Source organism: Allosphingosinicella vermicomposti (assembly GCF_003012815.1).
GTDB classification, from domain to species: Bacteria; Pseudomonadota; Alphaproteobacteria; order Sphingomonadales; family Sphingomonadaceae; genus Allosphingosinicella; species Allosphingosinicella vermicomposti.
Genome location: NZ_PXYJ01000002.1, coordinates 1 through 13,282, shown reverse-complemented (window position 1 = coordinate 13,282; position 13,282 = coordinate 1). Strand labels below are relative to the sequence as shown.

Below are 13,282 nucleotides of genomic sequence, written 5' to 3'. Positions count from 1 at the left end.
ACGAGGTGACGGACAGGGAGGCGAACCCGGATGAGCATCAATATCCAGGTGATCTGAACGATTACTTCGCCGCCTCCGCCGCATTGTCCAGGCCGCCGGTCAGGATCGGCATGGCGCGGGCGACATTCTTCAGCGTGTAAGGCTTTTGCAGAACGACCCTGGCCTTGTGGTCGGCCGGCAGCTGCGCCTGCTCTCCATAGCCTGTGGCGAAGAGGAACGGGATGCCGACTTCGTTCAGGCGGTCCGCGATCGGGAAGCTTGTCTGGTCGCCAAGGTTAATGTCGAGCATGGCCATGGTCGGCTTCACGTCCTCGATCAACGTGAGCGCGGTTTCGACATTGGCGGCGGTCACCACTTCGCGAGCGCCGAGGCGCTTCAATATGTCTTCGGCGTCGAGAGCGATGATGAGGCTGTCCTCGACCAGCAGCACGCGGTGGTTGGCGATGAGGCCGTTATAGGAATCGATAACCGCCTGCTCTTCATGATGACGCGGGATCGAGATGCGCGGCATGGACGAGGCTTTCGCTTTCGACACGTGGCGCGCAGGGATACGGAAGGAGGCCTCCAAGCCCGCCGACTTATAATCCATGCTGGCCGTTCCGCCGAGGTCATAGGGCACCGAGCGGTCGATGATGGTGGAGCCGAACCCTTTGCGCGTCGGCGGCGTGACGGGCGGCCCGCCCTCTTCCCGCCAATTGATGATGAGATCGCCAGTTTCTTCGATCGACCAATTGAGCAGCACGCGCCCGCTATCCGACAGGCCGCCATATTTGGCGCTGTTCGTAACCAGTTCGTGCATAACGAGGGCCATTGTCGAATAGGCTTGCGGATTAAGGAGGACCATCGGGCCGTCCGCGATGATCCGGTCCGCGCTGTCGGCGAGGAAGGCGGCGGCTTCGGCATCGATGATATTCTGCAAGGGCGCGGGGCCCCAATGGTCTTCCGTGATCTGATTGTGCGCACGCGCCAGCGCATGGATGCGCCCGTCGACGAGCTTCACGAAATCCTCGATCGAGATCCTGCTCGTCTGCGATTGGCGGATCAAACCGCGGATTACGCCCAGGATGTTGCGGACGCGGTGATTGAGCTCCGCGATCAGCAACTCCTGCCGCTCGCTCGCCTGCTGTCGTTCGATGCTGGCTTCGTCCGACAGGCGAAGAACGACTTCGATGAGCGTGGCGCGCAGGGTTTCGGCGACGCGGATTTCAGAGGCTGTGAAGGGACGGGAGCGGCCTTGGACCAGTTCCTTCCATTCCTCGAAACTCTGGCGGGGGGTCAGGCGCGGGCCGTTTGGGCCATATTCGACGGGTTTGTGGGGATCGCCCGCCCACCGCACGGACCGGACGATTTCGCGCCGGAACAGCACGACGTAATCGCGCGGCGTGCGCGAAATCGGAATGGCGAGCATGCCCGCCGCTTCGTTGGCGAAACGCTCGGCGCCCGGCACGATCGATGCGATGCAATCGGTGGCGTAGATGCGGCCGGACGCGGTGCCGTTCAGCGCCTTCACGATGCGCGCGAATTCGTCGGTACGCGGCGTAACGCCGGAGAAAGCGTAATTTCCGTTGATCCAGACGCCGACGCCGTCCGCGGCGATCGCGCCCGTCAGGATGTCGCTCAGCCAATCGGGATCGTTAAGAAGGGTTTCGTCCGATGCGACGGCACCGAGCAATTGATCGGAAATATCGCGGGCGCGGCGCTCGAATTCTACCGTCTGCTGCCGCTCCCGGCTTTCGAGGCGCATCGAGAACATCTGGGCGAACAGCTCGCAAACCGATCGCCGTTCGAACGTGACGCGGCGCGGCGAATAATGGTGGCAGGCAAAGAGGCCCCACAGCTTGCCCTCCACGACGATCGAAATCGACATGGATCCGGCAACGCCCATATTCTTCAGATATTCGATATGGATGGGCGAGACCGAGCGGAGGATGGAGAGGGACAGGTCGAGCGGTTGGCCGCTCTCGTCCAGCTCCGGAAAGATGCGAACCGGTTCCGCGTCCACATCCGCAATGACGCGCAGGAGGTTGCGGCGATAGAGTTCGCGTGCCTGGGCCGGAATGTCGCTCGCCGGATAATGCAGGCCGAGGAACGAGCCGATGGCGGGCTTAACCGCTTCGGCCACCACCTCGCCCGATCCGTCGGGCGCGAAGCGATAGACCATGACGCGGTCGTAACCGGTCAGCGCACGCACTTGCCGAGCGCCTTCGGTGAAGAAGGTGGTGAGGCTGTCGGCCTGGTCGAGGCGGGCGATCATCGAGCGGACGACACCAGTTGCGTCGCCATGTTCGTCCGAGGCCGGTTCGGCTTCGATGATGATGCGGCCGTTCGCCATGTGAATAGCGATGTCGAAGCTTTCGTCCGACGCGGTCAGCGCGCAATCGAAAATCCGCTCCACGGAATCGGCGCCGCGCAACATGGCGAGACGGTTGCGCAGGCTGTGAAGCGCGGATGGCGTAACGAATTCGCCGAGCGGGCGGCCAATGACCGCACTCGCGTCTTCGCCCAGGAATTCCCCAATATTCTTCGAAGCGCGCTGGATCATCCAGTCGCTCGACAGCGCGAGGAGGAAACCGAAGGGCTGGATCGCACCGAGAATGTGAATGGGCTCGCGATCGCAAGTGGTGAGATTCACCGGCTCGGGGGGGCTTATCACGCTAACTCTAACTCCAACACGCGCTTTGCCCCGAGTTCAAAGCGCTGAAAAACCGCACGCGCGGCCCCCACCGCTGCGTCGATCCGGGCTGAATCGTAAAGAAATTCATCCAGCATTTCCAGTAGGCTGGGCCATGCCCCCCGCAGCGCGGATGCGGACAGGAAGCGAGTCGGAAAATGCGGCGGCACGGATCGGGCGAGCAGCTTGCCACCAAGCCGCGATCCCTCAAGGACGTAAAGTGCGCCAAGAAGGGCCGCATCATTGTGCTCCTGCGGAAGCAGGAGCCCAGCGACAGCGGTCCCTTCATCTGGGCTCCGGCCTTCGCCGGAGCACAATGATGCGAAATCCTCAGCGAGCAGATGCCCGCGCTTGCGGTGCGGCCAATCAGATATCAGCCGTCCGATACCTGCCTGCTCCAGTTCTGCTTCGGTTGAAAGGAAGGGCTCCGCCTGCGCTGCAAGAAACGCGCAATAGCCTTCACGCGTGCTGAGATCGAAGGCAGAGAACAAAGCGTCCACCCGCTCATGGTCGTCAGCCGTAGCCGCGCGCAACGTCTGACGGGCTGTCACTCAGTCTCCAAAGACGCGCGCAAAAATCGTATCCACGTGCTTATAATGATAATCGAGGTCGAAACGTTCCTCGATTTCTTGCGGCGACAGCAAGGCGGTCACTTCCGGATCGGCCTTGAGCAGCTCGAGCAGCGATAATTGGCCGTCGGATTCCCAGACCTTCATCGCGTTGCGCTGGACGAGGCGGTAGCTGTCCTCGCGGCTCGCGCCTGCCTGCGTCAGGGCAAGGAGAACGCGCTGGGAGTGGACGAGGCCGCCCATGCGGTCGAGATTCTTCTGCATCCGCTCCGGATAGACGACGAGCTTGTCCATCACACCGGTGAGGCGGGCCAGGGCAAAGTCGAGCGTCACCGTGGCGTCCGGGCCGATATAGCGTTCGACCGAGCTGTGGCTGATGTCGCGTTCGTGCCAGAGGGCGACGTTCTCGAGCGCCGGGGTCACATAGCCGCGCACCATGCGGGCGAGGCCGGTGAGGTTTTCGGTCAGCACTGGATTGCGCTTGTGCGGCATGGCGGACGAGCCTTTTTGGCCCGGCGAGAAATATTCCTCCGCTTCCAGCACTTCGGTGCGCTGAAGGTGGCGGATTTCGGTGGCGAGGCGCTCGATCGATGAGGCGACGACGCCGAGGGTCGCGAAGAACATGGCGTGGCGGTCGCGCGGGATGACCTGCGTAGAGACGGGCTCGACGGACAGGGCCATCTTGTCGGCGACATGAGCCTCGACGCTGGGGTCGATATTGGCGAAGGTGCCGACGGCGCCGGAAATGGCGCAGGTCGCAATGTCCGCGCGGGCGGCGATCAGGCGGGCGCGGTTGCGTTCGAATTCGGCATAGGCCTGGGCGAGCTTCAGGCCGAAGGTGACCGGTTCGGCGTGAATGCCGTGGCTGCGGCCGATGGTCGGCGTCAGCTTATGTTCGTAAGCGCGACGCTTCAGCACCACGAGCAGCTCGTCAAGATCGGCGATCAGGATGTCGGATGCGCGTGCAAGCTGCACCGCAAGGCAGGTGTCGAGCACGTCGGAGCTGGTCATGCCTTGATGCAGGAAGCGCGCTTCGGGGCCAACCTGTTCGGCGACCCAGGTGAGGAAGGCGATGACGTCATGCTTCACCACCGCCTCGATCTCGTCGATGCGGGCGACGTCGATGGCCGGATTGGTCGCCCACCAGTCCCACACCGCCTTGGTCGCGCTTGCCGGCACGACGCCGAGCTTGGCCATCGCATCGAGCGCATGAGCCTCGATCTCGAACCAGATGCGGAAACGGCTCTCGGGTTCCCAGATGCCGGTCATCTGGGCACGCGCGTAACGAGGGATCATGGCTTTTGTCCTGAAGCTGAAGGCGTTTGCGGGCGGGTAGCAAAGTCGAGCCGCCCCTTCAATCCGACGAAAGGCGGAGCGCGGCGCTATGGCAACCGTTCTTCCGGCAAAGGTCACACCTTCGTGCAGGCCATATGATTAGGAGAGAGAGATGCTACGCACCCTGCTTCTTGCCGGTGCCGCGACTTTTGCGGTTCCGGCCCTTGCCCAAGTGACGACGGATGGTGAAGCGGCCGTCCAGACGCCCGGCACGATGACGGAAATGGAGATGGAGGCGAATGTCACGCCCGATCACACCATGTCGTTAACCAGTACAACATCGACGATCACCCAGCATGACCGCGCGACCACCAGCGCGACGAGCCACGACATGTCGACGATGAACCGCGCAACTCAAGCGGAAATGAACCGGCCCGCCCAGGCCGACACGAATATGGCGCAATCCATGCCGCGCGATCCGATGCTGACCGGCATGGGCGGCCCGCTCAACATCGAATCAAATTGGGGCCGCTTTGACGCTGGCTCCAAAGGTTATCTCACCCCGCTGGAATTCGGCGAATGGGTGATGGAAACCAACGGTCAGAATATGTCCGCTGCAATCGACAAGACTCTGCGCAGCCGCGCATCGGGGATCGCATCGGTGCAGGTGCTTAACAACACGGCAGGCGCTCTGGCGCAGGTCGACAGCAATCATGACTGGCGCGTGAGCCGCGACGAACTGGCTTCGATCGCCGAGTAAGGGTTCCTCGGCGATCGCAAGGGCGGCTGTCCGGATGCGGACGGCCCCCCTTCTTGTGCCTGCGTTATTGAGCCAGATATGAAAACTGAACCTCACCCCGCTAGGGCTGAGCCTGTCGAAGCCCGTTCCGCTGGAACCGTCCTTCGACAGGCTCAGGACTAGCGGGAGGGGTATGTCACACGTTGGGTATTAACTTGAGGGCATGAACGTGGGCCGCAGCCCTTCTTGCCTCGTCATTGCGAGCGAAGCGCGGCAATCCAGGCCCTGTGCCAAGCCGACAGATGGATTGCTTCGCTACGCTCGCAATGACGAAGAAAGCTAAATCAGCCCCAAGGCCCGGAAGCTTGAATGTCCGCGCGCGCCGACGATGATGTGATCGTGGAGAATGATACCGAGCGGTTTGGCCGCGTCCGCGATGCGGCGGGTGAGGGCGATGTCCTGTTTGCTGGGCGTCGGATCGCCGCTCGGGTGATTGTGGACCAGGATCATGCCGGTGGCATGAAGGTCGAGCCCGCGCCGGATCACCTCGCGGACGTGGACGGCGGCTTCATCCACGGTGCCTTCGCTCAACAGTTCGTCGCGAATGAGCACGTTCTTGCCGTTCAGGTAAAGGACGCGCACCCGCTCCAGCGCCTGCGCGGCCATATCCCCTTGCAGATAATCGAGTAGAGCCTGCCAATTGGCGAGCACCGGACGATCCATGATTTCCGCGCGGAGGAGGCGCAGCGCGGAGGCTTGGGCGATCTTGAGCGCCGCGGCTGCGCCTTCGCTGATGCCGCCAATCCGCATGATCGCATCCGCATCGGCGCTGACAAGCTGCGCATAGCCGCCAAATTCCTTGATCAACAGCTTGGCGAGCGGCTTGGTATCACGGCGAGGAAGGGCGAGGGCGAGGAGATATTCGACCAGCTCATGATCGAGCAAGGCATCCGGCCCGCCGTCGAACAGCCGCTGCCGAAGCCGCCCGCGATGGCCCGTTCCGTCAAGTGGCAAATCCCCCATGCCCCTTGTTGTGGCGAGGAATGAGGGTCCAAGCAAGGCCTCGCCCCACCACGCTAGCCCTGAGCTTGTCGAAGGGCGTGGGCAACGTGCGATTCACACGCCCTTCGACAAGCTCAGGGCTAGCGGAGCCGAAGAAATAGAGAGCGAATACACAAAGTGACGGTTGCGGAACGGAGGGCGATGGTGGAGGTTATGCGTAGGTCAGCTTAGCGGGTTTCCCAAGATACAGGCGCCAGTGGACGAAGATGTAGAGTATAAGAGGCGCCGTCTGGGCGGCCGACGGATCGCGGCCATTTCGGCTTTGGTCATCGTCGCGATGCTGCTCATTGTGTGGAGCCAGCGCGTCGATATCGCGACCGGATTTATCGACCGGGAATTGGAAAAGCGCGGCGTTAAAGCGAGTTACACGCTGCGCCGCATCGGCTTTCGCACCCAGCAGCTTGAAAATCTGGTGATCGGCGATCCGGCAAATCCCGATCTCACCGCCCGCTTTGTCGAGGTGACTCTGCCCCTCGTCAGCCTGCTCGACCCAAGCGTCGAAAAGATCACGGCGCGGGGTGTCCGCCTGAAGGGACGGATGGTCAACGGCAAGCTGCGTCTTGGCGAGATCGACAAATTGCTGCCGCCGCCGAGCGGCGCACCTTTCGCGCTTCCGGACCTCAACGTTGACGTTGCCGATGTCAGCATGTCGCTGACCGGACCTGCGGGCCGGATCGGCCTTGCGATCGAGGGGCGGGGCAATCTTTCCAACGGCTTCAAAGGCAAGGTCGCCGCCTTGTCCCGCCAGATCGATTTTGGCACTTGCCGCGTGCTGGCCGCCGCCACCTATTTCGACGTCGCGATCGCTGACCGCCGCCCCGCGGTGAAAGGGCCGTTAAAAGCGCAGGATCTGACCTGCGGGCAGGCGCTGCAGGTGGCCGGGCCCGCCTTGATGTTCGACGCCAATTTTCCCGAAACGATCAATGAGTGGCGCGGCAATGCTGGTATCACCGCCGCCGCCGTGCGGTCCGGCATCAACCGGCTGGACGGCGTCGAGGGCCGCATCACCTTCGACGGTAAGGCCAAGGAAACCAAAGGCGATCTTGCCATCGGCAGCCGCACGATCCAGATCGCGGCCTTTGGCGGCAGGCAACTCGACCTTGATGGCAAATATGCGCTGTCCCTGACAGAAGGGCGACTGTCGCTGATCGGCGAGGGCGGCGCGCGGAACATCGCGGCGGCATCCTCATTGCTCGGGCCGGTGACAGCGGCCCTTTCGTCCGCCAATGGCACGCCCATCGACCCGATTGGCGAAGGATTGGCCGCCGCCTTGAGCCGGGCTGGCCGCGATTTCGATGCGCGGGCGCGGGTTCGGCTGGTTAACGGCCCGGGCGGCGGCGCGGTGCGCTTCGACACGATGAACGGCATGAGCCGCAGCGGCATGACGCTCGCGCTCGCGGGCGGCGACGGCATCACTTATTACTGGCCGCAAGGCGCGATACGGACGGATGGCGAATTCGCTTTGTCCGGCGGCGGTTTCCCGACCACGCGCCTCAGCCTCGACCAGCCTTATGCAGGCGCGCCGGTGCGCGGCGAGGCGCGGATCCAGCCGATGCGAGCGGGCAGCGCCCGGCTGGCGCTGGGCACGATCCGCTTCCAGGAAGGGGCAGACGGCAGCACGCGATTCCAAACGATGGCGGCGATGACGGGGCCGTTCGACGGCGGCTTCGTCACGAACCTCGTCCTGCCTCTTGTGGGGCGGTTCGACGGAGCGGGCGGCTTTGCGGTCAACGAACGCTGCGTCACCGCCAATTTCGCGGGCCTTCGCTACGGCAGCCTTAATCTCGGGCGCACCCGGCTTCCGGTCTGTCCGGTCGGCCGCGCTCTGGTGTGGAAGGCGCCGGGTGGCGACGTGAAGGGGGGGCTGGACATCCGCAGCCCGCGCCTGATCGGACGGCTCGGTTCCTCGCCGCTGGACCTGACCGCTGGCAGGTTTCGCTTCGAATTCGACGAGAGCGATTTTGCCGGCACCGATGTGATCGTGCGGCTGGGCCCGGACGGTTTTGCCAACCGGCTGGAACTGGAGCGGATCGCCGGGCAGATCGGCGACAGCGGCGTCACCGGCACGTTTGCAGGCGCGTCCGGCAAGATCGCCAACGTGCCGTTGCTGATCAGTCGGGGGCAGGGGAAGTGGAGCGTGATCGGCGGTCGCCTGTCGGTCGCGGGTGGTCTCACCGTGGCGGACGACCATCCCGAGCCGCGTTTCTACCCACTCATCACCAATGCCTTTCGCCTGACCCTGGATGGCGACCGGATCGATGCTTTCGCGCCCCTTCGCGATCCGGAGGCGGGCGTGCTCATCACCAACGCGACGATCCAGCACAATCTAGCGAGCGGCAGCGGGAACGCAGTTCTCGACGTGCCCGGTATCCGTTTCGCGGTGGATGGTTACCAGCCTGAGGATATGACGCGGCTGACACTTGGTGTGGTGGCGCTGGTCGATGGTATGTTTCAAGGGCGCGGCAACATCGGCTGGGGCGATGCCGGCACGACCAGCGACGGTGTTTTTTCCATCGTCGATACCGATCTCGCCGCAAGCTTCGGCCCGGTGCAGGGGCTGAACACGACGCTCACCTTCACCGACCTCCTCGGCCTCGTCACCGCGCCTTCGCAGCTCGCCACGGTCGAGCGGGTGCAGGCGGGGATCGACGTGTTTGACGGGCGCATCCGCTATCAGGTGCTGCCCGACCTGCGCGTGAAGGTGGAGGAGGGGCGCTGGCCCTTCGCGGGCGGTCAGCTCATCCTTGAAGAAACGATCCTCAATTTCGCCGAGGAAAGCGAAAAGCGGCTGACTTTCCGGATCGAGGGGATGGACGCCGCCGCCTTCGTCCAACAGATGGAATTTTCGAACATCGCGGCGACGGGCACGCTGGACGGTGTGCTGCCCATGGTCTTCGATCAATCGGGCGGGCGCATTGTGGGCGGGCGTCTCGTCGCGCGGCCGGGTGGCGGCACGCTCTCTTATGTGGGCGAGCTCACCGACAAGGATCTCGGTGCCTGGGGGATCATCGCCTTCAATGCGCTGAAGTCGCTCAGCTATTCGAAGCTTGTCATCCAGCTTGACGGCTCGCTGGCAGGCGAGTTCACCTCGCGGATCGAATTGGACAGCATCAGCCGGACCGTCAATTCCAAGGGCGGTGGGATCGTCGATATGGTGCTGGCGCAATTCGCCAAGGTGCCGATCGATTTCAACATCAACATCAAGGGCCCGTTCCGATCGATCATCGCGATGACGCGATCCTTCGACGACCCTTCCGACCTCATCCTGCCGGTGCTCCCGGAAAATCTTGAGGTCGTGCCGACTACAACCGACGTTCAGCGTGAAGAAAGCGAGACAGTGCAATGAAGACGGCGATAATGACGCGAGATCGTCTCGAGCGCGGGGTAGCCGCTCTGGCTTTGCCGGCGGTGCTTTCCGGGTGCGTGCAATTGAGCGCGCCGGAAAAGCCGATCGAGATCAATCTCAACATCAATATCCGGCAGGAGGTTGTCGTCCGCCTGCAAGAAGACGTAAACAAGCTTGTCGAGGATAATCCGGGGATCTTCTGAAATCATGATGCGCCGCACTCTTTTCACGGCCCTGGCCGCCGCCCTGCTCGCGGGCGGAGCCTCGGCACAGCCTGACGTTTCGGCGGATGTCGCAGCGAATTTGCGCGCAAGCGGCAAGGTGGGCGAGCGATTCGACGGCTATCTCGGCCTTGTCGGCGATGCCCCGGCCTCGGTCCGCGCGGAAATGGACGCGGTCAACATCAAGCGCCGCGCCTTCTACACCGATCTCGCGGCAAAACGCGGCGCCAAGATCGAGGAAGTGGGCGCAACCGCCGCCTGCCGCATCCTCGGCAGCCGAGTCCTGGCCGGCCAATATTACCAGCTTCAAGACGGCGTCTGGCGCCAGCGCGAAGGCGACACGCCAGTCGCCCGCCCCACTTATTGCGGGTAAGCGCCCATTGACTGTCCCGCTCCGCTAAGGGCTGAGCTTGTCGAAGCCGGTGCAAATCGCACGTTGCACACGCCCTTCGACAAGCTCAGGGCTAGCGGTGGTGAGGCCGTGCCCGACATTTGACCTGATGCTCTATCCCCGTTCGGGCTGAGCCTGTCTGGCCGAAAGCGGCCGCAGGCCAACCCTGTTCCAGCTTCCACACCTGTCAGCCGAAGAAAAAGGCCGCCGATCTTGCGATGGGCGGCCTCGATCTTTTCGACTGGAAGCAACCTTAGGCTGCTTCTTCCTCGCCTTGGGCCGGAGCGGCTTCTTCGTCGGTGACGATCGTGCCGGGCTCGGCATTTGCGTCATACTCTTCCGTGAAGCTCGCCGTGTCCTTTTCGAACATCTGCGCCATGACGTCGACGCCCTGGGCCTGCAGCTCGGCTTCTTCCGGCGAACGGGCGACGTTCACCTTGATGGTGACGGCGACTTCCGCGTGGAGAGCAACCTTTACTTCGCTCACGCCGATCGTCTTGATCGGACGGTTGAGGACGATCTGGTTCTTCTGGACCTTGTGGCCGTCGGCTTCGAGCGCCTCGGCGAGGTCGCGGGCCGAAACCGAACCGTAAAGCTGGCCGGTGTTGGACGCCTGACGGATGAGCTGCACGGTCGCGCCCTCAATCGTCTTGGCTTCCTTTTCGGCGTCGCTGCGGCGCTCGGCGTTCTGCGCTTCGATCTTCTCGCGATTGGCTTCGAAGACCTTGCGGTTGGCTTCATTGGCGCGAAGGGCCTTGCCGTTCGGCAACAGGAAGTTGCGGGCATAGCCGTTCTTGACGGTGACGACATCGCCGATGGCGCCAAGCTTCTCGATACGCTCGAGGAGGATGATTTGCATGTCTGCCGCTCCTTACTTCACGACATAGGGAAGAAGGCCGAGGTGGCGGGCGCGCTTGATCGCCTGGGCCAGCTCGCGCTGCTTCTTCGTGGACACCGCGGTGATGCGGCTCGGGACGATCTTGCCACGCTCGGACACGAAGCCCTGGAGCAGACGAACGTCCTTATAATCGATGCGGGGAGCGTCCTTGCCGGAGAAAGGGCAGCTCTTGCGGCGGCGGAAAAATGCACGTGCCATATTTGCTGGTCCTTTCCTTACGCTTCTTCGAATTCGTCGCGCGGACGGCGATCGCCGCGGTCACCGCGTTCGCCACGCTCACCGTCGCCACGGCGGCCGCGGTCACGCTCGTTACGGCGCATCATCGCGGACGGGCCCTGCTCGTGGGCGTCGACGCGGATGGTCATGTAACGGATGACGTCTTCGTTGATCTGGGTCTGGCGCTCCAGTTCCGCGATCACATTGGCCGGCGCTTCGAAATCGAGCGCGACATAATGCGCCTTGCGGTTCTTCTGGATGCGGTAGGCGAGGCTGCGAAGGCCCCAGGTTTCGGTCTTCACGACCTTGCCGCCATTGTCCTGAATGATGTTGGTGGCGGTTTCCGCCAGCGCATCGACCTGGGCTTGTGCCAGATCCTGACGCGCGAGAAACACATGCTCGTAAAGCGGCATGGCTCACTGTCCTTCATTGTTGGCCGATCGCTGACGCCGCACCATACGGACGCCCCTCCGGCTATCGTCTTGCAATTAAAACCGGGGCTGGACGCTAAAGCCTCCGCCCCGGATGGACCGGCCTATGGCGGAAAGGCGCTGAAAAGGCAAGCCCGGCTTGCGTGCGGGCGAGGGGCTGGCTAGGCGAACCCGAAGTCGATGCGGACAAGGCGGGCAGGAGCGGTAGGCGCCTGGATGATGAAGTCGGGGGTACACACGGTTCCTTTCCACCCGTTCCGCGCCAACCGGCAGACGAAACAACGCCCTTATAAGGTTGCCTAATAAGGTGCCCTTATAAGGCAAGGTGAACTGACGGGGCCTCTTCGGGCCTGTCGAGGTTCTTGCAAGAAGAAGGGAGTGCCATGCGCGCTTATATTTTCCCGGGTCAGGGCAGCCAGTCGGTGGGCATGGGCCAGGCGCTCGCGCAGGCCAGCGCAACCGCGCGCGCGGTGTTTGAGGAAGTGGACGAGGCATTGGGCCAGAACCTCGCCCGCCTGATGTTCGAAGGGCCGCAGGACGAGCTCACCCTCACCGAAAATGCGCAGCCGGCGATCATGGCCAATGCCATCGCGACCCTGCGTGTTCTTGAGAAAGAAGCGGGCATCGCGCTGGCCGACAAGGCCGATTTCGTCGCGGGCCACAGCCTTGGCGAATATAGCGCCCTTTGCGCTGCCGAGACACTCGATCTCGCGACCACCGCCAAGCTTCTGAAGCTGCGGGGCCAAGCGATGCAGGCCGCCGTTCCGGTGGGCGAGGGCGCGATGGCCGCGATCCTCGGCGCATCGCGCGAACTGGCGCAGGAAATCGCCGATGCCGCGGCGGAAGGCGAGGTCTGCACCGTCGCCAATGACAATGATCCGAGTCAGGTCGTGATTTCCGGCCACAAGGGCGCCGTCGAGCGCGCTTTGCCGATCGCCAAGGAGAAAGGCGCGAAGCGGGCGATCCTCCTGCCTGTCTCCGCACCCTTCCACTGTCCGCTGATGCAGCCTGCTGCGGACGCGATGGCCGACGCTTTGGGCCAGGCCGCGATGAAGCCGCCAATCGTCCCGGTCTATGCGAATGTCACCGCCGCTCCGGTTGCCGACGCGGCGGAAATCCGCGCTCTGCTCGTCCAGCAAGTGACCGGGATGGTGCGCTGGCGCGAAAGCGTCGCGGCGATGGCGGAAGCGGGCGTCACCCATTTCGTCGAATTCGGCGGCAAGGTGCTCGGCCCCATGGTCAAGCGCATCGCGCCGGACGTGAATGTGACTAGCGTCATATCGATGGACGACATCGAAGCGCTGGTGAAAGAGATTTGAAGTTTAAGCACCTCGTTACCCTGAATTCGTTTGGGGTCTATCCCCCTTGCATACGTAACCCGTTTCGGCTATACAATGGGTATGAGCAAGAAGCCTCTCACCATTGCACAATTCTTCAAGCAGTTTCCAGACGATGAAGCCTGC

The 13,282-nt window shown here is 63.1% G+C and carries 12 protein-coding genes; 5 read left to right on the top strand and 7 right to left on the bottom strand.

Annotation, left to right across the window (positions count from 1 at the left end; all coding sequences use genetic code 11):
• Positions 1–61 precede the first annotated feature (61 nt).
• From C7I56_RS05990 to purB, 3 genes are read right to left on the bottom strand one after another with little or no spacing between them, the layout of a single operon-like run.
• On the bottom strand, positions 62–2,653 hold the full coding sequence (locus tag C7I56_RS05990) for an HWE histidine kinase domain-containing protein (RefSeq protein ID WP_245409608.1): 2,592 nt from the start codon (positions 2,651–2,653) through the stop codon (positions 62–64).
• Positions 2,650–3,222: a biliverdin-producing heme oxygenase gene (locus tag C7I56_RS05985; protein WP_245409607.1), complete on the bottom strand. Its 573-nt coding sequence runs from the start codon at positions 3,220–3,222 to the stop codon at positions 2,650–2,652. Before C7I56_RS05985 ends, C7I56_RS05990 begins: the two co-directional genes overlap by 4 nt.
• Positions 3,223–4,536 carry an adenylosuccinate lyase gene (gene purB, locus C7I56_RS05980; RefSeq protein ID WP_106639680.1) on the bottom strand — a complete coding sequence of 438 codons (1,314 nt, stop codon included), beginning with the start codon at positions 4,534–4,536 and terminating at the stop codon, positions 3,223–3,225.
• 151 nt (positions 4,537–4,687) lie between these two features.
• On the opposite strand from purB, the gene C7I56_RS05975 reads away from it, so the two are divergent.
• Entirely contained in the window at positions 4,688–5,275 is a 588-nt protein-coding gene (locus C7I56_RS05975; protein WP_106639679.1) for a hypothetical protein, read from the top strand.
• 318 nt (positions 5,276–5,593) lie between these two features.
• On the opposite strand, the gene radC is transcribed toward C7I56_RS05975, so the two are convergent.
• Complete coding sequence (gene radC, locus C7I56_RS05970; RefSeq protein WP_106639678.1) at positions 5,594–6,277, bottom strand: RadC family protein; 684 nt, start codon at positions 6,275–6,277, stop codon at positions 5,594–5,596.
• Positions 6,278–6,512: 235 nt separating this feature from the next.
• Here radC and C7I56_RS05965 point away from each other — a divergent pair, with 235 nt between their 5' ends.
• The 3 genes from C7I56_RS05965 to C7I56_RS05955 are packed head-to-tail and all read left to right on the top strand — an operon-like array spanning position 6,513 to position 10,256.
• Positions 6,513–9,662 carry an intermembrane phospholipid transport protein YdbH family protein gene (locus tag C7I56_RS05965; protein ID WP_158703014.1) on the top strand — a complete coding sequence of 1,050 codons (3,150 nt, stop codon included), beginning with the start codon at positions 6,513–6,515 and terminating at the stop codon, positions 9,660–9,662.
• 11 nt (positions 9,663–9,673) lie between these two features.
• Positions 9,674–9,865, top strand: a complete 192-nt coding sequence (locus C7I56_RS05960; protein WP_106640158.1) for a YnbE family lipoprotein — start codon at positions 9,674–9,676, stop codon at positions 9,863–9,865.
• A gap of 4 nt (positions 9,866–9,869) precedes the next feature.
• Entirely contained in the window at positions 9,870–10,256 is a 387-nt protein-coding gene (locus C7I56_RS05955; protein ID WP_106639676.1) for a YdbL family probable chaperone protein, read from the top strand.
• 271 nt (positions 10,257–10,527) lie between these two features.
• On the opposite strand, the gene rplI is transcribed toward C7I56_RS05955, so the two are convergent.
• The 3 genes from rplI to rpsF are packed head-to-tail and all read right to left on the bottom strand — an operon-like array spanning position 10,528 to position 11,801.
• On the bottom strand, positions 10,528–11,133 hold the full coding sequence (gene rplI, locus C7I56_RS05950; protein WP_106639675.1) for a 50S ribosomal protein L9: 606 nt from the start codon (positions 11,131–11,133) through the stop codon (positions 10,528–10,530).
• 12 nt (positions 11,134–11,145) lie between these two features.
• On the bottom strand, positions 11,146–11,370 hold the full coding sequence (rpsR, locus tag C7I56_RS05945; RefSeq protein ID WP_106639674.1) for a 30S ribosomal protein S18: 225 nt from the start codon (positions 11,368–11,370) through the stop codon (positions 11,146–11,148).
• 17 nt (positions 11,371–11,387) lie between these two features.
• The gene (rpsF, locus tag C7I56_RS05940; RefSeq protein ID WP_106639673.1) at positions 11,388–11,801 is read right to left on the bottom strand and encodes a 30S ribosomal protein S6; all 414 of its coding nucleotides are present in this window, start codon (positions 11,799–11,801) and stop codon (positions 11,388–11,390) included.
• Between the two features lie 401 nt (positions 11,802–12,202).
• Between rpsF and fabD the strand changes: the two genes are divergently transcribed.
• On the top strand, positions 12,203–13,138 hold the full coding sequence (fabD, locus tag C7I56_RS05935; RefSeq protein WP_106639672.1) for an ACP S-malonyltransferase: 936 nt from the start codon (positions 12,203–12,205) through the stop codon (positions 13,136–13,138).
• Positions 13,139–13,282 lie beyond the last annotated feature (144 nt).

Bases quoted from the DNA above. Each gene is read 5' to 3' on its own strand.
- purB (WP_106639680.1), bottom strand. From the start codon at position 4,536: ATGATCCCTCGTTACGCGCGTGCCCAGATGACCGGCATCTGGGAACCC.
- C7I56_RS05975 (WP_106639679.1), top strand. From the start codon at position 4,688: ATGCTACGCACCCTGCTTCTTGCCGGTGCCGCGACTTTTGCGGTTCCG.
- radC (WP_106639678.1), bottom strand. From the start codon at position 6,277: ATGGGGGATTTGCCACTTGACGGAACGGGCCATCGCGGGCGGCTTCGG.
- C7I56_RS05960 (WP_106640158.1), top strand. From the start codon at position 9,674: ATGACGCGAGATCGTCTCGAGCGCGGGGTAGCCGCTCTGGCTTTGCCG.
- C7I56_RS05955 (WP_106639676.1), top strand. From the start codon at position 9,870: ATGATGCGCCGCACTCTTTTCACGGCCCTGGCCGCCGCCCTGCTCGCG.
- rplI (WP_106639675.1), bottom strand. From the start codon at position 11,133: ATGCAAATCATCCTCCTCGAGCGTATCGAGAAGCTTGGCGCCATCGGC.
- rpsR (WP_106639674.1), bottom strand. From the start codon at position 11,370: ATGGCACGTGCATTTTTCCGCCGCCGCAAGAGCTGCCCTTTCTCCGGC.
- rpsF (WP_106639673.1), bottom strand. From the start codon at position 11,801: ATGCCGCTTTACGAGCATGTGTTTCTCGCGCGTCAGGATCTGGCACAA.
- fabD (WP_106639672.1), top strand. From the start codon at position 12,203: ATGCGCGCTTATATTTTCCCGGGTCAGGGCAGCCAGTCGGTGGGCATG.